General features: G+C 55.5%; 21 protein-coding genes. 12 read left to right on the top strand and 9 right to left on the bottom strand.

The window, feature by feature from the left end; all coding sequences use genetic code 11:
* Positions 1-178: 178 nt before the first annotated feature.
* Entirely contained in the window at positions 179-325 is a 147-nt protein-coding gene (locus IAI47_RS00925; protein WP_153574532.1) for a hypothetical protein, read from the top strand.
* Positions 326-444: 119 nt separating this feature from the next.
* Here IAI47_RS00925 and argH read toward each other — a convergent pair whose 3' ends face one another.
* The 4 genes from argH to argC form a co-directional block, all read right to left on the bottom strand.
* A complete protein-coding gene (gene argH, locus IAI47_RS00920; RefSeq protein WP_003851207.1) occupies positions 445-1,818 on the bottom strand; it encodes an argininosuccinate lyase in 1,374 nt (457 codons plus the stop codon).
* 91 nt (positions 1,819-1,909) lie between these two features.
* The gene (locus IAI47_RS00915) at positions 1,910-3,127 is read right to left on the bottom strand and encodes an argininosuccinate synthase (protein WP_003851209.1); all 1,218 of its coding nucleotides are present in this window, start codon (positions 3,125-3,127) and stop codon (positions 1,910-1,912) included.
* Between the two features lie 24 nt (positions 3,128-3,151).
* Complete coding sequence (argB, locus tag IAI47_RS00910; protein ID WP_008926932.1) at positions 3,152-3,928, bottom strand: acetylglutamate kinase; 777 nt, start codon at positions 3,926-3,928, stop codon at positions 3,152-3,154.
* A 14-nt stretch (positions 3,929-3,942) separates the two neighbouring features.
* Positions 3,943-4,947, bottom strand: coding sequence for an N-acetyl-gamma-glutamyl-phosphate reductase (gene argC / locus IAI47_RS00905; protein ID WP_008926933.1), 1,005 nt, complete (start codon positions 4,945-4,947; stop codon positions 3,943-3,945).
* A gap of 167 nt (positions 4,948-5,114) precedes the next feature.
* Between argC and argE the strand changes: the two genes are divergently transcribed.
* On the top strand, positions 5,115-6,263 hold the full coding sequence (gene argE / locus IAI47_RS00900; RefSeq protein ID WP_003851216.1) for an acetylornithine deacetylase: 1,149 nt from the start codon (positions 5,115-5,117) through the stop codon (positions 6,261-6,263).
* Positions 6,264-6,616: 353 nt separating this feature from the next.
* Positions 6,617-9,268 (top strand): phosphoenolpyruvate carboxylase, encoded by a 2,652-nt coding sequence (ppc, locus tag IAI47_RS00895; RefSeq protein WP_008926935.1) that lies wholly within the window; start codon positions 6,617-6,619, stop codon positions 9,266-9,268.
* A 94-nt stretch (positions 9,269-9,362) separates the two neighbouring features.
* On the opposite strand, the gene metF is transcribed toward ppc, so the two are convergent.
* The 3 genes from metF to metB all read right to left on the bottom strand — a co-directional run bounded on the left by metF (position 9,363) and on the right by metB (position 14,060).
* The gene (metF, locus tag IAI47_RS00890; protein ID WP_008926936.1) at positions 9,363-10,259 is read right to left on the bottom strand and encodes a methylenetetrahydrofolate reductase; all 897 of its coding nucleotides are present in this window, start codon (positions 10,257-10,259) and stop codon (positions 9,363-9,365) included.
* Positions 10,260-10,461: 202 nt separating this feature from the next.
* The gene (locus IAI47_RS00885) at positions 10,462-12,897 is read right to left on the bottom strand and encodes a bifunctional aspartate kinase/homoserine dehydrogenase II (protein WP_003851221.1); all 2,436 of its coding nucleotides are present in this window, start codon (positions 12,895-12,897) and stop codon (positions 10,462-10,464) included.
* A 2-nt stretch (positions 12,898-12,899) separates the two neighbouring features.
* A complete protein-coding gene (gene metB / locus IAI47_RS00880; protein WP_003851223.1) occupies positions 12,900-14,060 on the bottom strand; it encodes a cystathionine gamma-synthase in 1,161 nt (386 codons plus the stop codon).
* Positions 14,061-14,333: 273 nt separating this feature from the next.
* Here metB and metJ point away from each other — a divergent pair, with 273 nt between their 5' ends.
* On the top strand, positions 14,334-14,651 hold the full coding sequence (gene metJ / locus IAI47_RS00875; RefSeq protein ID WP_003851225.1) for a met regulon transcriptional regulator MetJ: 318 nt from the start codon (positions 14,334-14,336) through the stop codon (positions 14,649-14,651).
* 80 nt (positions 14,652-14,731) lie between these two features.
* Here the strand turns inward: metJ and rpmE are convergent, their stop codons facing one another.
* Complete coding sequence (gene rpmE, locus IAI47_RS00870; RefSeq protein ID WP_003851227.1) at positions 14,732-14,947, bottom strand: 50S ribosomal protein L31; 216 nt, start codon at positions 14,945-14,947, stop codon at positions 14,732-14,734.
* Positions 14,948-15,172: 225 nt separating this feature from the next.
* Here rpmE and priA point away from each other — a divergent pair, with 225 nt between their 5' ends.
* The 6 genes from priA to rraA all read left to right on the top strand — a co-directional run bounded on the left by priA (position 15,173) and on the right by rraA (position 22,320).
* A complete protein-coding gene (priA, locus tag IAI47_RS00865; protein WP_008926937.1) occupies positions 15,173-17,368 on the top strand; it encodes a primosomal protein N' in 2,196 nt (731 codons plus the stop codon).
* A 164-nt stretch (positions 17,369-17,532) separates the two neighbouring features.
* Entirely contained in the window at positions 17,533-18,570 is a 1,038-nt protein-coding gene (gene cytR / locus IAI47_RS00860; RefSeq protein WP_008926938.1) for a DNA-binding transcriptional regulator CytR, read from the top strand.
* Between the two features lie 152 nt (positions 18,571-18,722).
* Positions 18,723-19,709, top strand: a complete 987-nt coding sequence (gene ftsN, locus IAI47_RS00855) for a cell division protein FtsN (RefSeq protein ID WP_033743548.1) — start codon at positions 18,723-18,725, stop codon at positions 19,707-19,709.
* A gap of 88 nt (positions 19,710-19,797) precedes the next feature.
* A complete protein-coding gene (gene hslV / locus IAI47_RS00850; RefSeq protein ID WP_003851234.1) occupies positions 19,798-20,328 on the top strand; it encodes an ATP-dependent protease subunit HslV in 531 nt (176 codons plus the stop codon).
* A gap of 10 nt (positions 20,329-20,338) precedes the next feature.
* A complete protein-coding gene (hslU, locus tag IAI47_RS00845; protein WP_003851236.1) occupies positions 20,339-21,676 on the top strand; it encodes an HslU--HslV peptidase ATPase subunit in 1,338 nt (445 codons plus the stop codon).
* 158 nt (positions 21,677-21,834) lie between these two features.
* Entirely contained in the window at positions 21,835-22,320 is a 486-nt protein-coding gene (rraA, locus tag IAI47_RS00840; protein ID WP_003851240.1) for a ribonuclease E activity regulator RraA, read from the top strand.
* Positions 22,321-22,373: 53 nt separating this feature from the next.
* Here the strand turns inward: rraA and zapB are convergent, their stop codons facing one another.
* Positions 22,374-22,613, bottom strand: coding sequence for a cell division protein ZapB (zapB, locus tag IAI47_RS00835; RefSeq protein ID WP_003851242.1), 240 nt, complete (start codon positions 22,611-22,613; stop codon positions 22,374-22,376).
* Positions 22,614-23,018: 405 nt separating this feature from the next.
* Between zapB and IAI47_RS00830 the strand changes: the two genes are divergently transcribed.
* Together IAI47_RS00830 and glpK are read left to right on the top strand one after the other, a co-directional pair.
* Positions 23,019-23,870 (top strand): MIP/aquaporin family protein, encoded by an 852-nt coding sequence (locus IAI47_RS00830; protein WP_003851244.1) that lies wholly within the window; start codon positions 23,019-23,021, stop codon positions 23,868-23,870.
* Positions 23,871-23,907: 37 nt separating this feature from the next.
* Entirely contained in the window at positions 23,908-25,419 is a 1,512-nt protein-coding gene (gene glpK, locus IAI47_RS00825) for a glycerol kinase GlpK (protein WP_003851245.1), read from the top strand.
* The last annotated feature ends 87 nt before the right edge of the window (positions 25,420-25,506 follow it).

The following is a 25,506-nucleotide window of genomic DNA, read 5'->3' as shown; positions in this document are numbered from 1 at the left end:
TTACCCTCCAAACCACGATAGCCCGTGGCGATAGATAGAATAGCAATGAACGATTGGCCCTATCAAGGGTGGTTGGGAATAATGCGCGCAACAAAAAGCTCAGGAGTCTGTCTTCATCTCTATAAAGCCAGCTGCGGCTTCTGTGCGCAGGCCATACAGAGGCTGAGTGAGCATGTCATTGAGTACGAAAATTGTGATGGGACAGGATTCGACAACCGTCAGTTCAGGAGCCGTTTCAGGCCTGGCGACGGTACTGCAGGTCTTCATGGGCGGTCGTCATGCTGGCGGCAGTGAAGATCTGCGTCAATACTTGCTGTCAGCATAAGAGAGTCTGAGCGTCGGCCGGGAGAGCGGGCGCTTTGATGATGTGCCTATAAAAAATAGTAGTTCTGAAGCTAGAGGTTGGCGGGCATTTTAATGTGCCCGCTTTTTTTTACCTGCTGATCACGCCAGACGCTGTTTAGCGTCACCGATAGCGCGGGCAACCTGCTGCGGAGAAACACCGCCCTGCGCATTACGCTTATCCAGACACGATTGCAGCGCCAGAATCGGATAGACATCCTCGCCAATCACCGCGCTGAACTGCTGAAGTTGTGCCAGCGACAGCGCTTCAAGTGCTACGCCCTGCCCGATAGCCGCCACGACGACTTCGCCAACGATATGGTGTGCTTCACGGAATGGCACGCCTTTGGCGACCAGATAGTCGGCCAGCTCAGTAGAGTTTGCGTAGCCCTGTTCAGCGGCTTCCTGGCAACGCGGACGTTTAACCTGCAGGCCATCCAGTACCAGCACTGACATATGCAGACAGTCGAGCCAGGTATCCAGCGCGTCAAACAGACCCTCTTTGTCTTCCTGCATATCTTTGTTGTAGGCCAGCGGCAGACCTTTTAGCGTCATCATCATGCCGGTCAGTGCACCCTGCACACGACCACATTTGCCGCGAATCAGCTCCAGCGCATCCGGATTTTTCTTCTGCGGCATCAGTGATGAGCCTGAGGTCACTTTATCTGACAGCTCAATAAAGCCTGCTTCGCCGGTGTTGAAGAAAATCATATCTTCCGCAAAGCGCGACAGATGCACCATGCCAATGGCCGCGTCAGAGAGCAGTTCCAGCACGTGATCGCGGTCTGATACGGTATCCAGACTGTTACGTGTGGCGGAAGCGAAGCCCAGCCAGCCTGCCAGCTGCTGACGATCAATCTCGTAAGCGGTACCGGCCAGTGCGCCACAGCCCAGCGGGCTGACATCAAGACGCTTCAGGGTATCCTGCAGACGGCTCTCGTCACGCGCCAGCATTTCAACGTAGGCCAGACACCAGTGCGCAAACGTCACCGGCTGCGCACGCTGCAAGTGGGTGTAGCCCGGCATCACTGCATCCTGATTGGCTTCGGCGGTAACCACTAACGCCTGCTGCAGCTCACGTGTGGCGCCCAGCAGCGCTTCGATCTGTACCTTGCACCACAGTTTCAGATCGGTCGCGACCTGATCGTTGCGGCTACGGCCGGTGTGCAGCTTTTTGCCCAGCGAGCCGACTTTGTCGATCAGCTTACCTTCAACCCAGCTGTGAATATCTTCGGCATCGCTCTGCAGAATCTGTTCAGGATTTTCACGCACTTCATTCAATAGCGAATTCAGGGCCGCTTCAAGTTGCTGCTGCTCATCCTGAGTCAGCACATTGACCGTCACCAGCGCTTTGGACCAGGCAACAGAGCCAATGATGTCCTGCTCTGCCAGGCGGTAATCGAAGCGCAGCGAGTCATTGAACTGTTTAAAACGTTGATCCGCTGCCTGAGTAAACCGTCCACCCCAAAGTGCCATGTGAAAACTCCTCTGAATCGTTAAACAAGAGGCGGCATAAATGCCGCCCCTGAATCAAAACTGTGAGGCGAGGCGCACCCCGCCTGAAAAATTACTTCTTCTGCTCGTTCAGGGCGCGGATACGCGAAGAGAGCGAGAACAGACGGATAAAGCCGCCCGCGTGACGGTGATCGTAAACTTCATCTTCACCGAAGGTAGCGAACTCTTCCGAGTAGAGGCTGTTCGCAGAACGCTTCTGAGTGGCTGTCGCCTGGCCTTTGTAGAGCTGCAGCACCACTTCACCGTTAACTTCTTCCGCCAGCGATTCGGCAGCAGCCTGAATCGACTTACGCAGCGGAGCGAACCAGCGACCATCATAAACGACGTAAGACATCTCGTGGCCCAGCTGCTCACGCCATTTGAAGCTATCGCGATCCAGGACCAGCTGCTCAACCGCACGCAGCGCATTCACCATGATGGTGCCGCCAGGGGTTTCGTAGCAGCCGCGGGATTTAATGCCTACCAGACGGTTTTCAACGATATCGATACGGCCGACGCCATGTTTTGCGCCCAGCACGTTCAGTTTTTCCAGACACTGGAACGGACTCAGTTTTTCGCCGTTAACCGCCACAACACGACCTTTCTCAACGGTTACAGTCACGTCTTCAGGCTGGTCAGGCGCTTCCAGCGGATCGACAGTCCAGACCCAGCAATCTTTATTTGGTGCATTGGCCGGGCTTTCCAGCACGCCGCCTTCGGTGGAGATATGCCAGGCGTTTTCGTCACGGCTGTAGATTTTTTCCAGCGAAGCGGTGGTCGGAATGTTGCGCTCTTTCAGATAGTCCAGCAGTGCTTCACGTGAACGCAGGTTCCATTCACGCCACGGTGCCACGACTTTCAGCTGTGGTGCCAGCGCGGTGTAGGTGGTTTCGAAACGCACCTGGTCATTGCCTTTACCGGTTGCACCATGACACAGCGCATCCGCGCCTACTTTCAGTGCCAGCTCAACCTGCGCTTTTGCGATGATAGGACGCGCCATAGAGGTGCCCAGCAGATAGGTTCCTTCATACAGAGCACCGGTCTGCAGTACCGGATAAACGTAGTCGCTGATGAACTCTTCACGCAGGTCAACCACGTGACATTCAGAGGCGCCAGACTGCAGGGCTTTCTTCTCAACACCTTCCAGATCGCCGCGCTCCTGACCAATATCCGCTACAAATGCGACCACTTCACAGCCGCCGTAGTTCTCTTTCAGCCATGGAATGATGGCCGAAGTATCAAGACCACCGGAGTAAGCCAGAACGATTTTTTTGATGTTTTGCGTTTGCATTTCGTAATCCTTGAATCAGAGTCGTTAAGCGAGAATCCGGGTGCCAATCGACACGCCGTTAAAAAGATCAGTCAGCCGCTCAGCGTGACGCCAGCTGGCAATATCGACCGGGCGACCCAGTGTACGCGCCGCATCAAGTGCCGCGTGGACTTTAACAATCATGCCATCGGTAATAATGCCCTGGGAAATCAGCTGCTCAGCTTTGTCGGCGGTCATCTCTTCGATGCGCTGACCTTTGCCGTCGAGAATACCACTGACGTCAGACAACAGAACCAGATCGGCACCCAGCGTCGAGGCCAGCGCGGTTGCCGCCTGGTCAGCGTTGACGTTCATCAGGTCGCCGCTGTCAGTAATACCAATTGAGCTCACCACCGGCATGTAACCCGCCGCCAGCAGCGTGTTCAGCAAGGCCGGATTACCCGGCGTTGCGTGGCCAACATGGCCAAGTTCGTCATCAAACGGAGCGACATTCACAATGCCCGCATCGCCCAGGCAGAGGCCGACCGCGTTGATGCCCGATTTTTTTGCCCAGGCCAGCAGCGTTTTGTTTGCGGTTCCCGCCAGTGCACCAGTAATGATGTCGATCTGATCGGGTGGGGTGACGCGCAGGCCATTTTTCTTCATGACTGGCAGCGCCAGCTTTTTCATCAGTTCATCGACCAGGCAACCGCCGCCGTGGACAATGAGCAGCGGACGCTGATGGGCGCTGCGATATTTCAGCAGCGCTTCAAACAAACGGGCCAGCGCTTCTTCGCTGTCTAACAGCACACCGCCCAGCTTAATAATCAATGGATTGGTCATGGTCTAGTTGTCCGTTAAATCAGTGACTGCGTTTCAGGGAAGCCGAACCGGATGTTCAGGCACTGTACCGCCTGCGATGCCGCGCCTTTCAGCAGATTATCTTCGGCGGCGACGACAATCAGATGTTCGCCCTGTACTTCAAAACCGATATCACAGTAAGGCAGGCCCACAACGGCTTTCAGCGCCGGCACGCCCTTATCATAGAGCCGCACCAGTGGCTTATTGTCATAGGCGCGATGGAAAACAGCGGCGATATCTTCGCGGCTGACACCCGCTTTCAGACGGCAGGTAATCGTTGCCAGAATACCGCGCGGGAAACTGCCCAGATGCGGCGTAAAGATCACGGGTGTACCGAGGTGCGCAACAATTTCCGGATGGTGACGATGGTTAAACAGGCCATAAGGCTGCAGGCTTACTTCGCAGAAACTGGTGCCGACATTGGCTTTACGCCCGGCACCGCTCACGCCGCTGGTGGCGTTAATAACCGGCCACTGCGCATCGTTTAACAGTCCGGCATCCACCAGGGGTTTCAGTGCCAGTTGCGCAGCGGTCGGGTAGCAACCCGGTACCGCTACCAGCTGCGCCTGCTGAATTTTCTCATGCTGATATTCCGCCAGGCCGTACACGGCTTTGTCCAGCCAGTCACCATGCTGATGGGTAAAGCCATAGAAACGGGTATAAAAATCAGCGTCATTAACGCGGAACGCGCCTGACAGGTCGAACACGACACAACCGGCCTTAAGGAATTCCGGCGCCAGATCGTGGCTGACTTCATGCGCCGTCGCCAGGAACACCACATCCACTTTGTCTGCCCACTCAGCTGCGCTGCTTAGCGGCTGTAGCGGCAAATCCACTACGCCTTTCAGCTGTGGATGCAGGTCAGAGAGGCGCTTGCCAGCATCAGGGCTTTGCGCAGAAACCGCCAAAGCGGTTATGTTGATATGTGGATGGCGATTCAGGAAGGTGGCAAGCTCTACACCGGCATAACCACTGGCACCAACGATCAGCGTATTCAACATCAGGCTGTAACCCTTTTTACAGTCGCACGTTCCGGGTCGCGGCCTTGCCCCGTTACCCACCCTGTCATCTGCAGTGATTTATGGTTCCCTTGCAGAGGACGTTAATGTATTTTTATTCACTATTACTGCATGAATATGGATACATCCTAACCCAAGGACCGCCAACAGTGAAGACAAAATTACCGCCTTTTATTGAACTGTACCGCCAGTTGATCGCCACGCCGTCGATCAGCGCAACCGATGCCGCACTGGATCAGAGTAATGAAACTTTAATCAATTTGCTGGCCGGCTGGTTCCGCGACCTTGGCTTCAGCGTTGAAGTGCAGCCGGTGCCCGGCACCCGCAATAAATTTAATATGCTGGCGCGAACCGGCACCGGTGCGGGCGGCCTGCTGTTAGCCGGTCATACGGATACCGTTCCCTTTGATGATGGCCGCTGGACGCGCGATCCCTTTACCCTGACCGAGCACGACAACAAGCTCTACGGCCTGGGCACAGCAGACATGAAAGGCTTCTTCGCCTTTATTCTCGACACGCTGCGCGATGTGGATGTCAGCACGCTGAGCAAACCGCTCTATATCCTCGCCACGGCCGATGAAGAGACCACCATGGCTGGCGCCAAATATTTCTCTGAATCGACGCAGCTGCGTCCCGACTGTGCCATCATCGGTGAACCGACTTCGCTTAAACCGGTGCGCGCGCACAAAGGCCATCTGTCGAATGTGATTCGCATCGAGGGGAAATCGGGCCATTCCAGCGATCCAGCACGCGGTGTCAACGCCATTGAACTGATGCATGAGTCGATCACTCATCTGATGCAACTGCGCACGACGCTGCAGGAGCGTTATCACCATGACGGCTTCGCTATCCCTTATCCGACCATGAATTTCGGCCATATTCATGGCGGAGACGCCGCGAACCGTATCTGCGCCTGCTGTGAACTGCATATGGATATTCGTCCGTTGCCGGGCCTGTCGCTGAGCGATCTGGATGGGTTGCTGAACGAGGCGCTGGCACCGGTGAGTGCACGCTGGCCGGGCCGGGTCACCGTGGCCGAACTGCATCCGCCGATTCCGGGCTATGAGTGTCCGGTAAATCATGAACTGGTGAGTGTGGTTGAGAAATTACTGGGTACGCCAACCGAGGTAGTGAATTACTGTACCGAGGCGCCGTTTATTCAAACACTCTGCCCAACACTGGTCCTGGGCCCGGGCTCAATCAATCAGGCGCATCAGCCCGACGAATTTATTGATACGGCATTTATTAAGCCGACACGGGCGCTAATCAGTCAGGTTGTGCAGCATTTTTGTCACTGATTGACAGCAAATGGGGCATTTCACTGTATTAACAGCAAAATGCCCCCGCAATCTGCGGGATTTAACAATAAGAATAACTTATCCCGCTTCTTTCTCTATAAATTCTACGAATTTCCGTTAGTTAGCCACATCTTCAGTGCACTTTAACGCATTTGACGAACGCAGCATTACGTGGCTAGATAAAAGACGATGTTATGCCCACCGGGTGATTATCCAGAACGTTTCAGAATGTGGACAGGCGGCAACGGAGCCGGTTCCCTGTAGATTATCGGGGACACAATGTTGCTGTTTTTTCTGCTGCCTGAAAGGTCGGGTGTATGAGTTTTTCAAGACGATAAGGGTGTCAGGGTCCAATGAACGAACAATATTCCGCAATGCGAAGTAATGTCAGTATGCTCGGCAAACTGCTCGGGGATACGATTAAGGATGCACTGGGAGAGAACATCCTCGACCAGGTTGAAACCATCCGTAAGCTCTCCAAGTCATCCCGTGCAGGAAATGACACTCATCGTAAAGAACTGCTCAATACGCTGCAGAACCTCTCCAACGAGGAGCTTCTGCCGGTTGCACGCGCTTTCAGCCAGTTTCTGAACCTCACTAACGTGGCTGAGCAGTATCAGACCATCTCGCAAAGTGGTGAGGGTGAGAACCATCCTGAACTGCTGAAAAAGACCTTTGATACCCTGAAACAGCAGAAAGATATCAGCGAAAGCGACATCCTTGCGGCCATTGAATCACTGTCTCTGGAGCTGGTGCTGACTGCGCACCCGACCGAAATCACCCGTCGTACACTGATTCACAAGCTGGTTGAAGTTAACAGCTGCCTGAAGCAGCTTGATCACAGCGATGTCTCCGACTACGAACGCAACCAGATTATGCGCCGTTTGCGCCAGCTGGTGGCGCAGGCGTGGCACACCGATGAGATCCGTAAATATCGTCCGACCCCAGTAGACGAAGCCAAATGGGGCTTTGCCGTCGTAGAAAACAGCCTGTGGGAAGGCGTTCCTGCTTTCCTGCGTGAGCTGAACGAGCAGGTCGAAGAGGCGTTTGGCATCAGGCTGCCGGTCGATTTCGTGCCGGTTCAGTTCACCTCGTGGATGGGTGGCGACCGCGACGGTAACCCGAACGTCACGGCGTCGATTACCCGCCATGTGATGCAGCTGAGCCGCTGGAAAGCCACTGACCTGTTCCTGCGCGATATCGGCGTGTTGATCTCCGAGCTGTCGATGTCCGAGTGCAGTGAAGAGATCCGCGAACTCAGCGGCGAGCCGGAAGCGCTGGAACCTTACCGTGTGATCCTGAAACGTCTGCGCAGTCAGCTGATGACGACCCAGTCGTTCCTGGAACGCCGCCTGAAAGGCGAACGCCTGCCGCGTCCGGCCGATCTGCTGGTCTCCAACGATCAACTGTGGGACCCGCTGTTTGCCATCTATCAGTCACTGCAACAGTGCGGCATGGGCATTATCGCTAACGGTCAGTTGCTTGATACGCTGCGCCGCGTGAAATGCTTCGGCGTGCCGCTGGTGCGTATCGATCTGCGCCAGGAGAGCACCCGTCACACAGAGGCGATTGCCGAAGTGACCCGTTATCTCGGCCTCGGCGATTATGAAAGCTGGTCTGAAGCGGACAAGCAGGCGTTCCTGATCCGTGAACTGAATTCCAAGCGCCCGCTGCTGCCTCGTACCTGGGAACCCAGCGATGAGACGCGTGAAGTGCTGGAGACGTGTCGTGTCGCGGCGGAAGCCCCGCAGGGTTCTATCGCCGCCTATGTTATTTCGATGGCGAAAACCCCTTCCGACGTGCTGGCCGTGCATCTGCTGCTGAAAGAAGCGGGCATCGGTTATGCCATGCCGGTTGCACCGCTGTTTGAAACGCTTGATGACCTGAATAACGCGAACGACGTGATGAGCCAGCTGCTGAGCATCGACTGGTATCGCGGCTTTATTCAGGGCAAACAGATGGTGATGATTGGCTATTCTGACTCGGCGAAAGATGCCGGTGTCATGGCCGCCAGCTGGGCGCAATATCAGGCACAGGATGCCCTGATTAAAACCTGCGAGAAGGCCGGTATTTCACTGACGCTGTTCCATGGACGCGGCGGCAGCATTGGTCGTGGCGGCGCGCCCGCCCATGCCGCACTGCTGTCACAACCGCCAGGCAGCCTGCGCGGCGGTCTGCGTGTGACAGAACAGGGTGAGATGATCCGCTTTAAATATGGCTTACCGGCCGTGACCATCGCCAGCCTGTCGCTCTACACCGGCGCAATTCTGGAAGCAAACCTGATGCCACCGCCAGAGCCAAAACGCGAATGGCGCGACATTATGGATCAGCTCTCAGCTGACTCCTGTGCGATGTATCGTGGTTATGTGCGTGAAAACGCTGACTTCGTCCCTTATTTCCGTTCGGCGACGCCGGAGCAGGAGCTGGGTAAATTACCGCTGGGATCACGTCCGGCCAAACGCCGGCCTACCGGTGGCGTAGAGTCGCTGCGTGCGATTCCATGGATTTTCGCCTGGACGCAGAACCGTCTGATGCTGCCTGCCTGGCTGGGTGCCGGTGCTGCATTGCAGCAGGCGATGGCAGCCGGTCATCAGGATCAGCTGGAAGCGATGTGCCGCGACTGGCCATTCTTCTCCACCCGTCTGGGGATGCTGGAGATGGTCTTCTCGAAAGCCGACCTGTGGCTGGCGGAATATTACGATCAGCGTCTGGTCGATAAATCACTCTGGCCGCTGGGTAAACAACTGCGCGAACAGCTTGCTGCGGATATCAAAGCGGTACTGACCATCGCCAATGACTCACACCTGATGGCTGACCAGCCGTGGATTGCCGAGTCGATTGCGCTGCGTAACGTCTATACCGATCCGCTCAACGTACTCCAGGCAGAACTGCTACATCGTTCACGTGCGCAGGAAGCCCGTGGTGAGGAGCCGGATGCCCGCGTAGAGCAGGCGCTGATGGTGACGATTGCAGGTGTGGCGGCAGGTATGCGCAATACCGGTTAATCGTGGTCAGGCGCTGACAACGGTCAGCGCTGCCCGCCAGAAAAACAAAAAAGTCGGGACGTTCCCGACTTTTTTATTGGCTGTAACAAGAGGCTTAAGCCGCAGCGGCAGGACGCACACCTAACGTGTGACAGATGGCGTAACTCATTTCGGCACGGTTCAGCGTGTAAAAATGGAAATCTTTCACCCCTTCGCGTGACAGAATTTTTACCATGTCCATCGCGATATTGGCGCCCACCATTTTGCGCGTTTCCGGATCATCATCCAGACCGGCAAACATCGCGTTCATCCAGCCTGGCACACGCACATTGGTCAGCGTGGCAAAGCGCTGGAGCTGTTTAAAGTTAGAGACCGGCAGAATGCCCGGCACAATTTCCACATCAATACCGGTCGAAACACAGCGATCGCGAAAACGTAAATAGCTTTCAACGTCGAAGAAGAACTGGGTAATCGCCCGGTTTGCGCCCGCATCAATTTTACGCTTCAGGTTAATCAGATCGGCCTGGGCACTTTTCGCTTCGGGATGGACTTCAGGATAGGCGGCGACGGAAATATCAAAATCGCCGACCTCTTTCAGCAGCGACACCAGATCGCTGCCGTACATCTCAGGCTTGCCGCTGCCGGGAGGCAGGTCACCGCGCAGCGCCACAATATGGCGAATGCCATTGTTCCAGTAATCCTGAGCAATGGTGCGCAGTTCATCCCGCGTGGCATCAACACAGGTCAGATGGGGTGCAGCCTCCAGCCCGGTTCTATCTTTAATGCCTTTGATAATGCTGTGGGTGCGGTCGCGTTCCCCTGAGTTCGCGCCGTAGGTAACGGAAACGAATTTTGGTTTCAGGCTGCTCAGACGATCGATGGAGGTCCACAGGGTCTCTTCCATTTCGCTGGTACGCGGCGGAAAGAACTCAAATGAAACATTAATTTGCCCGTTCAGCTCAGCCAGGCTCTGGTTTAGCGCTTCGCGCTGATTGGCATGAAAGAAACTCATCCTGCACCCTCATCGATTAACAATCGGCCTGCGAACATCTACACGTTTAGACGTCCAGATGTTCAAAATGACGTAATCTGCGGATGCCGTCAACTTAAAAATGATCAACAGACGTGATCAATTTTCAATCAACTTGAAGAAGTTTCAACAGAGGAGAGATAACGCATTGAAAACAGGCGCCGAAGCGCCTGTTTAAGAGAAATTACAGCAACTGTGCGAGGCGATTAATATCTGACTGTATTGCACCTGCGGTAACATCACGGCCAGCACCGGGTCCGCGGATGACCAGCGGATTATCGCGATACCAGCGACTTTCAATCGCAAAGACGTTGTCGCACGGCAGCAGCGAAGCCAGCGGATGTTCCGGACGCACCGCTTCGACACCGACACGTGCTTTACCGTTGGCATCAAACCGGGCAACGTAACGCAGCACCAGGTCCATCTCCTGCGCGGCTTCCAGACGCTGCAGCATCTGCTCATTCAGCTCTTCACCATTTTCAAAGAAGTGGTCTACTGAGCCCTGCTGACAGTTGTCTGGCACCAGCGATTCCACCCGTACCTGATCCGGCTCGATGTTGTAGCCTGCTTCACGCGCCAGGATCACCAGCTTACGCATCACATCCTGACCCGAGAGATCGGCGCGCGGATCCGGCTCGGTTAAGCCCTGCTGCCAGGCCTGATCCACCAGCTCGGTAAACGGCACCGTGCCATCAAACTGCAGGAACAGCCAGGACAACGTACCGGAGAAGATCCCGCTGATTGCCAGGATGGTATCGCCGCTGTCGCGCAGGTCGCGTACCGTGTAGTTGATCGGCAGGCCTGCGCCTACGGTGGCGTTATAGAGCCAGTGACGCCCGGTTTTGGTAAAGGCATCACGAATCTGCCGCCAGGTCTGACTGTCTGACGCACCCGCGACCTTATTGGCGCTGATCACGTGAAAGCCGTGGCTGGCAAAGTCGAGATACTGCTGTGCCAGCGGTGTGCTGGCTGTGACATCCAGCACTACCAGGTCATCAAACGGATGCGCGCACATCCACAGGAACAGCGACTCTTCATCGCGTTCCACCGCTTCATCATCAAAGAAGGCGAGTGCCCGACTGGCATCCAGCCCTTCATAGCTCAGCAGACTGCGACGGCTATCCGCGACACCCGCCAGCACAAATTCAAAGCCGGTCCGCGCTGACAGCGTTTCCTGATCGCGGGCAAACAGCTCCAGCCAGCGTGAACCGATATTCCCTTTGCCAAACAGCATCAGGCCGATGCGCTTTTCTGCACGGAACAGCGACTGATGGAGTCCCTGAATCAGATGCTGCGTCGGGCCGACGCGCAGCACCGCGACCACGCTGATGTGCTCTTCTGACTGCCAGATGAACTCAACCGGCTGATCTTTTAACTGCTGCCAGAAGCGATGGGTATGCAGCGGATTGCGGGTAACGCCTGCGCCAACCAGCGCCACCAGCGCAAGGCCATCGCGCAGCTGCAGATGGCCCGGTAAACCGGCATCCTGTAGCAGCGTAAAGGCACTGTTAACCACTTCGGAGGTATAACAGAGCTGCAGCAGTTGACGGTCAGGATGAACGCCAAACGCCAGCGGTCGCAGCTGCGCGCGCTTCAGCAACAGGTCGATCTCTTTGTGAAGGATGGCAAAGTCATGCTGCTCTGGCAGCTGAATCTCAATCAGGCAAACATCGTCATGGCTGGTGACAATGCGCGCGCCTGTTCCGGAGGCCAGCACGCGTTCAATTCGGGTTGAGCCCTGCTCCGGCTGATAACTGCAGCGCAATTGCAAATCGATATCACTGCCGGAAACCGGCTGCAGCGTACGGGTATGCAGCACGGGTGCCGCCAGACGCGCCAGCTCACTGGCCTCATCCAGCCTTAACAGCGGCAGCAGACAGGCATCAGAGACTTTGCGGGGATCGGCGCTGTAAACGCCTGCCACATCGCTCCAGATAGTCACACGTCCGACACCTGCCAGCGCACCAATCTGCGTAGCGGAATAGTCGGAGCCGTTACGGCCAAGCAGGACGGTTTCACCGGCATCGTTACGGCTGATAAAGCCGGTGACCACGATGCGCTTATGGGGATGCTGCGCCAGCAAAGTCTGCAGCAGTGGCCAGGATTTACCCTCATCCACCTGTGGCTGAGCGGCACGTTCAGCACGCAAAAACTCACGCGCATCCAGCCAGCAGGCCTGCAGATCACGCTGGCTCAGGACCGCTGACATCAGGCGTGCTGACCAGACTTCACCGTGCCCGACCACTTCGGCATAGACCGCATCGGTAATCGGCGCATCCAGCAGGGCCGCCAGCTTTTCCAGATCGCGAATAAACGCAGTAATTAAAGGTTCGGCGATCTCAGCAGGCAGCAGCGCACCGATCAGTTCGCTCTGGTAGCGACGCAAGGCCTGTTGCACCTGGTGCGCAGAGAGGCGATCGCTCTGGCTCAGCTTCAGCCAGCTAATCAGCTGGTTAGTGGTTGAACCTGCCGCAGAGACCACCATCAGGTCGCCCGGCTGGCTGTAATCCGCCATAATGCTGGCAACGCGCTGATAGCAACGCGCATCGGCCAGACTGCTGCCACCAAACTTATGCAACTGCCTGATAGTCGGCGTTCCCGCGCCTGCTGAAATCGTCATACTTAACCCTCGGCTGCGATCCGGAATGCATTATCCAGATCGGCAATTAAATCTTCGTGATCTTCAATACCAACAGAAACCCGTAGCAGCGTATCGGAAATGCCCGCTGCCGCGCGTGCTTCTGCTGACATACCCGCGTGCGTCATGGTGGCGGTATGGGAGATCAGACTTTCCACGCCACCCAGCGATTCCGCCAGCGTAAAGAGCCGCAACGCTTTCAGGAAGCGGCGCAGCAGTGCCTCATCACCGTCGATTTCAAAACTCAGCATGGCACCAAAGCCGCGCTGCTGACGTACGGCATGTTCGTGTCCGGCGTTTTCCGGCAGCGAAGGATGATACAACTTTTTCACTCGCTTCTGCTGCTTCAGATACTCAACAATCGCGAGTGCGTTGCGTTGTGCGGCCGCAATGCGCGGCGACAGGGTACGAATTCCGCGCAGCAGCAGATAGCTGTCAAATGCCGCGCCGGTTACACCAATATTATTCGCCCACCAGGCCAGGTCGGTTGCCAGTTGCGGATCTTTGGCAATCACTGCGCCCGCTACCACATCGGAGTGGCCATTGAGGTATTTGGTACAGGAATGGATCACCAGATCGGCACCCAACGCCAGAGGGTTCTGCAGCGCCGGACTCATAAAGGTGTTGTCCACCACGCTGATAGCACCTGCTGCGCGGGCAGCGGCGCAAATCGCGCTGATATCCACTACGCGCAGCAGCGGATTGCTGGGGCTTTCAATCAGCACCAGTTTAGGGTTTTCATCCAGTGCCGCCTGCAGCGCCACCGGGTCGCCCTGATCGACAAATTTAACCCGATACGCGCCGCGCTTGCTCAGGCTGTCAAACAGCCGATAGCTGCCGCCATAACAGTCGTGTGGCGCAACCAGCAGATCGCCAGGCTTCAGGAACACCGTCGTCACCAGGTGAATCGCCGACATCCCGGTATTGGTTAATACCGCGCCCGCTCCTCCCTCCAGTTCGGCCAGGGTACGCTGTACGACATCACGCGTGGGGTTGCCACGACGGGAGTAGTCATGCGCACGAGGCTCATTAAAATCCAGGAAGTTGTAGGTCGTAGAGAGGTGGATTGGCGGGACAACGCAGCCATATTGCTCGTCATCATTCAAACCGCTGCGCACTGCGATGGTTGCCGGTTTACGCGTCATGAGCGAATTGTTCCTGAAGAGTGAATAAAATGTAGGCCACAGGATATCACCCTCTAATTAGACGTCAATACATCTGGACATCTAAATGTCTTTGCGTATAGATTGAGCAAAAACGCAATAACCGCTAAAATTATGCGTCATCGCCTGGCGTTCCCCTCTGTGATGCAGAGGCAGTGAGCGAAGAAAACCCGCCATATCAGGGGTCAGGCAGGAAAAAATCAGGCATAATTCGCTGATTTCCTCACATTTAACGTTTATTAATTAAGGTAACCCATGGCTGAATGGAACGGCGAATATATCAGCCCGTACGCTGAGCACGGTAAGAAGAGCGAGCAGGTCAAGAAGATTACAGTATCTATCCCATTGAGCGTGCTGAAGATTTTAACGGATGAGCGTACCCGTCGTCAGGTGAACAACCTGCGTCACGCCACCAACAGTGAGCTGCTTTGCGAAGCCTTTTTGCATGCCTTTACCGGGCAACCGTTGCCAGACGACGTGGACCTGCGTAAAGAACGCAGCGATGAAATTCCTGAAGAAGCGAAAAAGATCATGCGCGATATGGGCATCGATCCCGACACCTGGGAATATTGATTCGTCAGCGCATAAAAAAACCCAGCCGAAGCTGGGTTTTTTCTTGCCGCCGAACCCGCAGGTTCAGGTGCCTTTTAATCTTATTTTTTAGCGCCTGGCACGCTGAAACGCTTGTTAAAGCGGTCAACACGGCCACCAGTTGCCACTTCACGCTGCTTACCGGTATAGAACGGGTGGCATTTGCCACAAACGTCCAGGTTCAGTTCGTGAGTCAGTGTTGAACGGGTGTGGATCTCGTTGCCGCAGGTACATTTGATAGTAACTGCTTCGTATTTCGGGTGAATACCTTGTTTCATGGGAAACCTCATAGAAGGCCGTGTCGCTCTCCGTGCCAGGCTTTGACCTGCACAGCACCACACGCGGTTGAACATTATAGGGTGTACTCCGGCCAGATATTTCTCACCGAAGGCGGCATATTATACAGGTAAGTTTCGATTGCTGCAAATATCTGCTGAGATACCCGCCATCAGGGTCAGCGTGTACACTAGCTTCCCCGATGATGATGCCGGAAAGAGAGAGTTATGCCCTTAGTCCAGGTCGCCCTGCCCGTCCCCTTGCCCCGCCTGTTTGACTATCTGCCGCCACAGGGTGCGCAGCCGGTCATCGGCGGTCGCGTAAGTGTGCCCTTTGGCAATCGCAGGATGATCGGGATTGTGGTCGCCTTTCGTGACAGCAGCGATCTGCCGGAAGCACAACTCAGGCAAGTGATCGAGGTGCTGGATAGTGAGTCACTCTATCCGTCGTCGCTGTGGCGCATCCTTAACTGGGCCGCCAGCTACTATCATTCGCCGCAGGGAGAAGTGCTGAGCCATGCCATTCCAGTGCTGCTGCGCCAGGGCAAAGCGGCGCAGGATAATCCCTTATGGCGCTGGGAAATTACCGAGCAGGGCCGGGCAACGGCACCCGAAAGTTTAAAGCGGGCCCCGAAACAGCAGCAGGCACTGGCAGCACTGCGTCAGCAACCCCTCTATCGTCATCAGGTCAGTGAACATGACCTTACGGAAGCCACGCTGCAGGCTCTGCGGGCCAAAGGGTTGTGCGAACTGCATGAGCATCAGCCGCAGATGCACGACTGGCGTACTACCTATGCTGTGAAAGGCGAGCGTCTGCGACTGAATACGGATCAGGCGATGGCAGTAGGTGCGATTCGGGCAGATGATGAGCATTATGCTGCGTGGCTGCTGGCGGGCATTACCGGTTCCGGCAAAACCGAGGTTTACCTCAGCGTGCTGGAAAATGTGCTGGCACGCGGTAAACAGGCGCTGGTGCTGGTGCCGGAGATTGGCTTAACTCCGCAGACTATCGCCCGCTTTCGCGAACGTTTCGATGCGCCCATCGATGTGCTGCACTCCGCCTTAAATGACAGTGAGCGGCTGGCGGTGTGGTTACGTGCACGGCGCGGTGAAACGGCGATTGTGATTGGCACGCGATCGGCGCTGTTTACGCCGCTGGCCCGTCCTGGCGTCATCATCATTGATGAAGAGCATGACAGCTCTTACAAACAGCAGGAAGGCTGGCGTTATCAGGCGCGCGATCTGGCCGTCTTCCGTGCGCATGAAGAGGATATCCCGATTGTTATGGGATCGGCGACCCCCGCTCTGGAGACGCTGCACAATGTCCGCAGCGGCAAGTATCGCCAGCTCGATCTGACAAAGCGCGCCGGCAATGCCAGACCGGCGCTGCAACAGCTTATCGACTTAAAAGGTGTGCAGCTGATCGGCGGCCTGGCACCGGGCCTGATTGGTAAAATGCGCCAGCATCTGCAGGCCGATAATCAGGTGCTGCTGTTTCTTAACCGCCGCGGCTTTTCGCCCGCCCTGCTCTGTCACGACTGCGGCTGGATTGCCGAATGTACCCGCTGCGATCGCTATTACACGCTGCACCAGCATCATCGCCAGTTACGCTGCCACCATTGCGACAGCCAGCGTCCGCTGCCTAATCAATGCCCGCAGTGTGGTTCAACGCATCTGCTGCCAGTAGGTGTCGGAACCGAACAGCTGGAGCAGCAGCTCGGTACACTCTTCCCTGGCGTGCCGGTGTCGCGAATTGACCGTGATACCACCAGCCGCAAAGGGGCGCTGGAGCAGCATCTGGCTGACGTTCATCGCGGCGGCGCACGCATTCTGGTCGGCACCCAGATGCTGGCCAAGGGGCATCATTTCCCGGATGTCACCCTGGTGTCGCTGCTGGATGTTGATGGCGCACTGTTCTCAGCCGATTTTCGCGCGGCAGAACGCTTTGCGCAGCTCTATACTCAGGTCGCCGGTCGTGCTGGCCGCGCTGGCAAGCAGGGCGAGGTGTTATTACAGACGCATCATCCGGAACATCCTCTGCTTCAGACACTGCTGCACCAGGGATATTCGGCATTTGCGCAGCAGGCGCTGCTGGAGCGACAGGCAGTTCACCTGCCGCCCTGGAGCCGCCATGCGCTGTTCCGCGCGGAAGATATGGACAATCAGCAGGCGGCGGAATTTCTGCAACAACTCCGTAACTTGCTGGAGGCGAGCCCGCTCAATGACAAGGCGATGTGGTTTATGGGTCCATTGCCGGCTCTGCAGCCAAAACGCAGCGGACGCTGGCGCTGGCAACTGCTGCTGCAGCATCCTTCCCGACAGCGTTTGCAACAGCTGCTGAGCAGTTCATTGCCGCTGGTTTCCACGCTACCCGCCGCGCGCAAAGTGAAATGGACGCTGGATATTGACCCGACAGAGAGCTGATTTTTTCTGACACTGCGAGCCAGATCGAAAAATGTCGCATAAGTCACAATTTTTATGCAAATTAAGTAACAACCAGCCGGGCAATCGTTAACAATGTTGCCCGGTTTGCTTTCAGGTCAGGCAAAAACAAAATCGAACGCGCCATAACGCGTCAGGAGCATGTGTTGGAGCAGAATCAACAACCGCCCGCCGCCACGATGAAGGATGTCGCGGAACACGCGGGCGTCTCAACCGCCACCGTATCGCGTGCGCTGATGAATCCAGAGAAGGTTTCTGCGGCTACCCGCCATAAAGTCGAGAAGGCGGTTGCCGCCGTCGGCTATGCGGCCCATGGCCCCACACGCAACGCGCGTCGTAATGAGACGCGTACCATCCTGGTCATTGTCCCTGACATCTGCGATCCCTTCTTTAGTGAAATCATTCGCGGCGTCGAAGTCACAGCCGCCGAAGAGGGCTATCTGGTGCTGATCGGCGACTGCGCCCATCAGAATCAGCAGGAGAGAACCTTTCTTAACCTGATGGTCACACGACAGATCGATGGCATGGTGCTGCTTGGCTCACAACTGCCTTTTGATGCCAGCATTGATGAGCAACGCAACTTGCCACCCATGGTGATGGCGAATGAGTTTGCACCGGAAATGTCGCTGCCCACGGTTCACATTGATAACCTGACTGCCGCGTTTGAAGCGGTAAATCATCTGCTGCAGTTAGGTCATACGCAGATCGCCTGTATCGCCGGGCCGGAAGAGATGCCACTCTGTCAGTATCGTTTACAGGGTTATGTCCAGGCGATGCGTCGCAGCGGGCTGACGGTCGATCCCACCTATATTGTGCGCGGTGACTTCACCTTTGAAGCAGGCGTTGCCGCCATGAATCAGCTGATGACTCTGCCGCAACCGCCGCGCGCGTTGTTCTGTCACAGCGATATTATGGCGCTGGGCGCGATGAATCAGGCCAGACGCTGCGGGCTGCGGATACCGGAAGATCTCTCTGTGGTGGGATTTGATGACATTGAGTTATCACGTTACTGCGAGCCACCGCTGACGACGGTCACACAACCACGCTATCAGATAGGCCGGGAAGCGATGCTTCTGCTGCTGGATGAGTTAAATGGCAAACGGGTGATCAGCGGCTCGCGGCTGCTGGATGCCGGTTTAACGATTCGGGGCAGTACGGCACGCGCAAAAAAGCGTGAAAAATAAGCGTATTCGTCTGGTTTTTTCAGTAGATTCTTAAGGCGAACACAGCTGGTCAAAGTTCCGGCCCTTAAGTAACATGGCGGACTCCTTGCCGGGCGCGTAAAAATCATCATTTCGCCCAACTGGCACTATTTTTGAAGGGTATAAGAACGAGAGTGGCACAAAAAGATTATGTAGGCCGCGGGCGTTCAACAGGGACGCGTCGCAAAAAAAGCCCCAGCCGTGGCAAGAAGAGCAAAGGCGGTTCGGGAACTTCTAAATTGATGATTGTACTGGCGGTCGCTGTGTTGGTGACCTTTGCCGGTGGTTTATGGTTCCTGGCGCATCATAAGAAAGAAGACGTGCCGGTCATTACGGATCATAAAGCCAACGGCAATGGCTTACCGCCGAAGCCTGAAGAACGCTGGAAATACATTAAAGAGCTGGAAAACCGTCAGGTTACTGTGCCGACACCGATCGAACCCTCTTCGGGTGGCGAAGTGAAGTCGCAGACCCAATTGACCGATGAACAGCGCCAGTTGCTGGAGCAGATGCAGGCTGATATGCGTCAGCAGCCAACACAGCTCAATGAAGTGCCGTGGAATGAACAGACGCCGGCGCAACGTCAGCAGACGCTGCAGCATCAGCAGCAATTGCAACAGCTGCAACGTCAACAGCAGCAGGTTCAGCAGCAGCAACAGGTTCAGCAACAACGTCAGCAGTTGCAGGCTCAGCAACAACAGCAACGCCAGCTGCAGTTGCAGCAACAGCAACAGCGTCAACAACAGCAGCAGTTGCAACGTCAGCAGCAGCAGCAGCAGCAGCAGCAGCAAAACGTACAGCGCCAGTCGCAACCTGCGCCAGTAACGCGGGAACCAGACGTGCAGACAAAGCCACAGGAGACCGCGAAGGCGAAACCGGCGGAGAAAGCCTCTTCGCAGCGCTGGATGGTGCAGTGTGGTTCGTTCAAAGGCACTGACCAGGCTGAGTCGGTACGTGCGGGCTTAGCCTTTGAAGGCTTTGAAAGCCGCATTACCACCGGTGGCGGCTGGAATCGTGTGGTGATTGGTCCGTATAAAGATCGCGCATCCGCTGACAGCACCCTGAAACGTCTTCGCAGTTCCGGACACTCCAGCTGTATACCGCTCTCCGTTGGGGGTTGAAACCCGTCAAACCCGCCCCATATCTGTTGCATGATACTCCGCGCCCCGTGCGCGGAGTCCTTTTCCGACAGCAACAAGGGGTCTGCCCGTGACAACAATAGTAAGTGTACGACGCAACGGCCAGGTAGTGATTGGCGGTGATGGCCAGGCTACGCTCGGCAATACCGTGATGAAAGGCAACGTTAAAAAAGTGCGTCGTTTATACAACGATAAGGTGATTGCCGGATTTGCTGGCGGCACCGCAGACGCCTTCACCCTGTTTGAACTTTTCGAACGTAAACTGGAAATGCATCAGGGCCACCTGGTGAAAGCAGCGGTGGAGCTGGCCAAAGACTGGCGTACCGACCGTATGCTGCGCCGCCTTGAAGCCTTACTGGCCGTCGCGGATGAGTCAGCCTCACTGATCATCAGCGGTAACGGTGATGTCATCCAGCCTGAAAACGATCTGATCGCCATCGGCTCCGGTGGGCCTTTCGCCCAGGCAGCGGCACGTGCGCTGCTGGAGAATACCGAAATGGGCGCACGCGACATCGTCGAGAAGTCGCTGAATATCGCGGGTGATATCTGCATCTACACTAACCACAACGTTAATTTCGAAGAATTAACGTCTAAGGCGTAAGGGTATAAATATGTCTGAGATGACTCCACGCGAAATCGTTAGCGAACTGAACCGCTTTATCATCGGCCAGGACAGCGCCAAGCGCGCCGTGGCTATTGCACTGCGCAACCGCTGGCGCCGTATGCAGCTCGACGAAGAGCTGCGCCATGAAGTGACCCCAAAAAATATCCTGATGATCGGTCCGACCGGTGTCGGTAAAACCGAGATCGCACGTCGTCTGGCAAAGCTGGCGAATGCACCGTTCATCAAAGTCGAGGCGACCAAGTTTACCGAAGTCGGTTATGTCGGTAAGGAAGTGGACTCTATCATTCGTGATCTGACTGATTCCGCCATCAAGATGGTGCGCAGTCAGGCGATTGAAAAGAATAAATACCGTGCCGAAGAGATGGCAGAAGAGCGCATTCTTGATGTGCTGATTCCACCCGCGAAAAACAACTGGGGTCAGGCTGAGCAGAGTGCTGAACCCTCTGCAGCGCGTCAGTCATTCCGCAAGAAGCTGCGCGAAGGCCAGCTGGATGATAAAGAGATTGAAATCGATCTGGCGGCCAGCAGCCCAGGCGTCGAAATCATGGCGCCTCCGGGCATGGAAGAGATGACCAGCCAGCTGCAGTCGATGTTCCAGAACCTCGGCGGCCAGAAGCAGAAAGCCCGCAAGCTGAAGATCAAAGAAGCGATGAAGCTCCTGATCGAAGAAGAAGCGGCAAAACTGGTTAACCCGGAAGAGCTTAAGCAGGATGCGATTGAAGCGGTCGAGCAGCACGGTATCGTGTTCATCGATGAGATCGATAAAATCTGTAAGCGCGGCGGCCAGAATGCGGGCGGACCCGATGTCTCTCGCGAAGGCGTTCAGCGCGACCTGCTGCCGCTGGTTGAAGGCTGCACCGTCTCCACCAAGCACGGCATGGTCAAAACCGACCATATCCTGTTTATCGCCTCAGGCGCGTTTCAGGTTGCCAGCCCTTCCGATCTGATTCCGGAACTTCAGGGTCGTCTGCCGATTCGTGTTGAGCTACAGGCGCTGACAGTCAATGATTTCCAGCGCATCCTGACCGAACCGAATGCCTCGATTACCGTGCAGTACAAAGCACTGATGAATACCGAAGGCGTGAACATTGAGTTCACCGAAGAGGGTATTCGCCGGATCGCTGAAGCCGCATGGCAGGTTAACGAAACCACCGAGAACATCGGTGCGCGCCGCCTGCATACCGTGCTGGAGCGTCTGATGGAAGATATCTCGTATGACGCCAGCGATCGTCACGGTGAATCCTTTACCATTGATGCTGACTATGTGGCTAAACACCTGGATGAACTGGTGGCTGACGAAGACCTTAGCCGCTTCATTCTCTGATTCACTGATTCAGCGCTTTTCCGAAGCCCAGCCCACCCGGCTGGGCTTTTTTATGCATGTTCTTGATCGAACGATGCTTTTTTCATACTGATGATTTTGCCAACAATCTGCATATAGCGATATACTTACCCTTCCTGTGGCAAACAGACGAAACCCTTATGAAATACGATACATCTGAACTCTGCGATATCTACCATGAAGAAGTGAATGTTGTTGAACCGCTTTTTTCAAACTTTGGTGGGCGCACTTCATTCGGTGGTCAGATTACCACAGTGAAATGCTTTGAAGACAACGGCTTACTCTACGATCTGCTGGAAGAGAATGGCCGTGGTCGCGTACTGGTGATTGATGGCGGCGGCTCAGTGCGCCGTGCGCTGGTCGATGCCCAACTGGCACGCCTGGCGGCAACTAACGAATGGGAAGGCCTGGTGGTTTACGGTTCGGTACGTCAGGTTGATGAGCTGGAAGAGCTGGAGATTGGCATTCAGGCCATTGCCGCGATTCCGGCCGGCGCTGCGGGTGAAGGGATTGGCGAAAGCGATGTGCGCGTCAACTTCGGCGGCGTCACCTTCTTCTCTGGTGACCATCTCTATGCCGACAACACCGGTATCATTCTGTCAGAGGATGCGCTGGACCTCGAATAGGCCAGACATGAAAACGGGTGCCAGAGCACCCGTTTTTCACATCAGCTGAGGCTTCAAACCTCTTCCATTTTTCCCAGCAATGCACGCAGACGTTCCTGCCACACGTGTTGCTCTTCTTTCAGATGCTGATTTTCGCGCATCAGCGCATCGTGGTTACCCGCGACTTGTTGCGCATCGTTACGCAGTGAGTTGTTCTGCTCTTTCAGCTCTTCGATTTCCATCTGCAACAGCGTGATGGTATCAATCGCCTGCTGTACTTTCGCTTCAAGTTTCTCAAATACTTCAAATGACATCTTTCTGACCTCTCCTAAATTCCTGCAAGGCGTTGATGATGCCAGCTTAAGCCAGCAACGTTGTCCCGATTGTATGTAGCCTCACCCCTCAAGTCCAGCAACGCGGCCGCTGCGAGCGCAGTCTGTAACACTTTTCAGCCAATCCCTGAATTTGCGCTGCGCTTACTGCGTCTGCTTTCCAGCACGTGTCCACCCTCTCTGTCATCAGGCGCGAATATGGGCTAAGGAAAGCCGGAATACGCGAAAACGCGCATTTTTATGACGCAGTACACAAAAAATGATTTCGCTATTTCTCGTTTATGTTCGTTAACGATAAATTCACATCAGCCCTACATTAAAGCTGGGTGCCTCACGGACTGAGAACAAAAACTGATAAAATTTAACCTCGCTTCAGGAACCACTATTATGAGTCAGACAACTAACACGCTCAAAGGTCAGTGTATTGCCGAATTTCTGGGGACAGGCTTGATTATTTTCTTTGGCGCAGGCTGTGTAGCTGCGCTGAAACTTGCCGGTGCCGCCTTCGGTCAGTGGGAAATCTGCATCATCTGGGGCTTAGCCGTCTCAATGGCTGTCTATCTTACCGCTGGGGTATCTGGCGCGCATCTGAACCCTGCCGTTACCGTTGCACTCTGCCTGTTCGCCAACTTTGAAGGCCGTAAAGTGGTGCCGTATATTCTGGCGCAAATCGCCGGGGCATTCTGCGCGGCCGCGCTGGTTTATGGTCTCTACTACAGCCTGTTTTTCGATTACGAACAGAGTCATCAGATGGTACGCGGTACGGTTCAGAGTCTGGACCTGGCGGGTATCTTCTCAACCTATCCTAATCCGCACATCAGCGTAGGCCAGGCGTTCCTGGTTGAAATGGTTATTACCGCAGTGCTTATGGCGGTGATTATGGCGCTGACCGACGATGGCAACGGTGTCCCACGTGGACCGATGGCGCCGCTGTTGATCGGTCTGCTGGTCGCAGTCATTGGTGGCTCAATGGGTCCGCTGACCGGCTTTGCGCTTAACCCGGCACGTGATTTCGGACCTAAGCTGTTCGCCTTCTTCGCTGGCTGGGGTAACGTTGCCTTCACGGGTGGTAAAGATATCCCTTACTTCCTGGTACCAATTTTTGGCCCGCTGGTGGGTGCCTGCCTGGGTGCAGTAGGTTACCGCACACTGATTGGCCGCTACCTGCCAGGTGCCGCACAGGAACCGAGTGTTCCAGCAGACAAACCGGTTGCACGCGCTCAGCAGCGTAAAGCGTAAAGCGTAAGTTTCACTTTTTATCATCAGGAATGAATTTATGACTACCACAGATAAAAAATACATTGTCGCACTCGATCAGGGTACAACCAGTTCACGCGCCGTCATTCTCGACCACGACTCCAACATCGTCGCGGTATCGCAGCGCGAATTCACCCAGATCTACCCGAAAGCGGGCTGGGTTGAACATGACCCGATGGATATCTGGGCTTCACAAAGCTCTACGCTGGTTGAAGTGCTGGCACATGCCGATATCCGCTCTGATGAGATTGCGGCAATCGGTATCACCAACCAGCGCGAAACCGCTATCGTCTGGGAAAAAGAGACCGGTAAGCCGATCTACAACGCCATCGTCTGGCAGGATCCCCGCACCGCTGACTATTGTCACAAACTGAAGAAAGAGGGTCTGGAAGAGTACATCCAGCACACCACGGGTCTGGTGATTAACCCTTACTTCTCCGGTACGAAAGTGAAGTGGATTCTGGATCACGTTGAAGGTGCGCGTGAGCGTGCAAAACGTGGCGAGCTGCTGTTCGGTACCGTCGATACCTGGCTGGTCTGGAAAATGACTCAGGGACGCGTGCACATCACCGACTACACCAACGCCTCCCGTACTATGATGTTCAACATTCACAAGCTGGAGTGGGATCAGCGCATGCTGGATATCCTGGATATCCCGCGTGAAATGCTGCCAGAAGTGAAGTCCTCTTCTGAAGTTTACGGTCAGACCAACATTGGTGGTAAAGGCGGTACACGTATTCCTATCGCCGGTATCGCCGGTGACCAGCAGGCCGCGCTGTATGGCCAGTTGTGTGTACAGCCTGGCATGGCGAAAAATACCTACGGCACCGGCTGCTTCATGCTGATGAACACCGGTACTGAAGCGGTGACCTCAACCCACGGCCTGCTGACCACCATCGCCTGTGGCCCGCGCGGTGAAGTGAACTATGCGCTGGAAGGTGCCGTGTTTATCGGTGGTGCCTCTATTCAGTGGCTGCGTGATGAGATGAAGCTGATCAGTGAAGCGGCTGACTCTGAATACTTCGCGATGAAAGTGAAAGATACCAACGGCGTTTACATGGTGCCTGCTTTCACCGGCCTGGGCGCACCTTACTGGGACCCGTATGCCCGTGGCGCGATCTTCGGTCTGACCCGTGGCGCAAACTCTAACCACATCATCCGCGCGACGCTGGAGTCGATCGCTTATCAGACACGTGACGTTCTGGAAGCGATGCAGAATGATGCCAATACCCGCCTGCAGGCGCTGCGTGTAGACGGCGGTGCGGTGTCCAACAACTTCCTGATGCAGTTCCAGGCTGACATCCTCGGCACCCGTGTTGAGCGTCCGGAAGTGCGTGAAGTGACCGCGCTGGGTTCTGCGTATCTGGCGGGTCTGGCTGTTGGCTTCTGGCAGGATCTGGATGAAGTGCGCTCTAAAGCCGTTATTGAGCGTGAGTTCCGTCCAAGCCTGGAAACCACCGAGCGTAACTTCCGTTATGCTGGCTGGAAAAAAGCGGTTGCCCGCGCACAGGCGTGGGAAGAACAGGAGTAATATCAACGCCCGCGACATTGCCGTCGCGGGCCTTTTCCCCGCCCCACTCCCCCGCTGTGTTACACTGCCTGCCGGTTTTTTGTCAGG

This window comes from Pantoea sp. MT58, from assembly GCF_014495885.1.
GTDB lineage: Bacteria > Pseudomonadota > Gammaproteobacteria > Enterobacterales > Enterobacteriaceae > Pantoea > Pantoea eucalypti.
The sequence above is the reverse complement of the archived record's forward strand: the minus strand, read 5'-3'. Positions and strand labels throughout refer to the sequence as shown.

Bases quoted from the DNA above. Each gene is read 5' to 3' on its own strand.
- glpK (WP_003851245.1), top strand. From the start codon at position 23,908: ATGACTACCACAGATAAAAAATACATTGTCGCACTCGATCAGGGTACA.
- rraA (WP_003851240.1), top strand. From the start codon at position 21,835: ATGAAATACGATACATCTGAACTCTGCGATATCTACCATGAAGAAGTG.
- argC (WP_008926933.1), bottom strand. From the start codon at position 4,947: ATGTTGAATACGCTGATCGTTGGTGCCAGTGGTTATGCCGGTGTAGAG.
- priA (WP_008926937.1), top strand. From the start codon at position 15,173: ATGCCCTTAGTCCAGGTCGCCCTGCCCGTCCCCTTGCCCCGCCTGTTT.
- IAI47_RS00885 (WP_003851221.1), bottom strand. From the start codon at position 12,897: ATGACGATTTCAGCAGGCGCGGGAACGCCGACTATCAGGCAGTTGCAT.
- metF (WP_008926936.1), bottom strand. From the start codon at position 10,259: ATGAGTTTCTTTCATGCCAATCAGCGCGAAGCGCTAAACCAGAGCCTG.
- metB (WP_003851223.1), bottom strand. From the start codon at position 14,060: ATGACGCGTAAACCGGCAACCATCGCAGTGCGCAGCGGTTTGAATGAT.
- ppc (WP_008926935.1), top strand. From the start codon at position 6,617: ATGAACGAACAATATTCCGCAATGCGAAGTAATGTCAGTATGCTCGGC.
- metJ (WP_003851225.1), top strand. From the start codon at position 14,334: ATGGCTGAATGGAACGGCGAATATATCAGCCCGTACGCTGAGCACGGT.
- argH (WP_003851207.1), bottom strand. From the start codon at position 1,818: ATGGCACTTTGGGGTGGACGGTTTACTCAGGCAGCGGATCAACGTTTT.
- IAI47_RS00830 (WP_003851244.1), top strand. From the start codon at position 23,019: ATGAGTCAGACAACTAACACGCTCAAAGGTCAGTGTATTGCCGAATTT.
- rpmE (WP_003851227.1), bottom strand. From the start codon at position 14,947: ATGAAACAAGGTATTCACCCGAAATACGAAGCAGTTACTATCAAATGT.
- hslU (WP_003851236.1), top strand. From the start codon at position 20,339: ATGTCTGAGATGACTCCACGCGAAATCGTTAGCGAACTGAACCGCTTT.
- IAI47_RS00915 (WP_003851209.1), bottom strand. From the start codon at position 3,127: ATGCAAACGCAAAACATCAAAAAAATCGTTCTGGCTTACTCCGGTGGT.
- argB (WP_008926932.1), bottom strand. From the start codon at position 3,928: ATGACCAATCCATTGATTATTAAGCTGGGCGGTGTGCTGTTAGACAGC.
- zapB (WP_003851242.1), bottom strand. From the start codon at position 22,613: ATGTCATTTGAAGTATTTGAGAAACTTGAAGCGAAAGTACAGCAGGCG.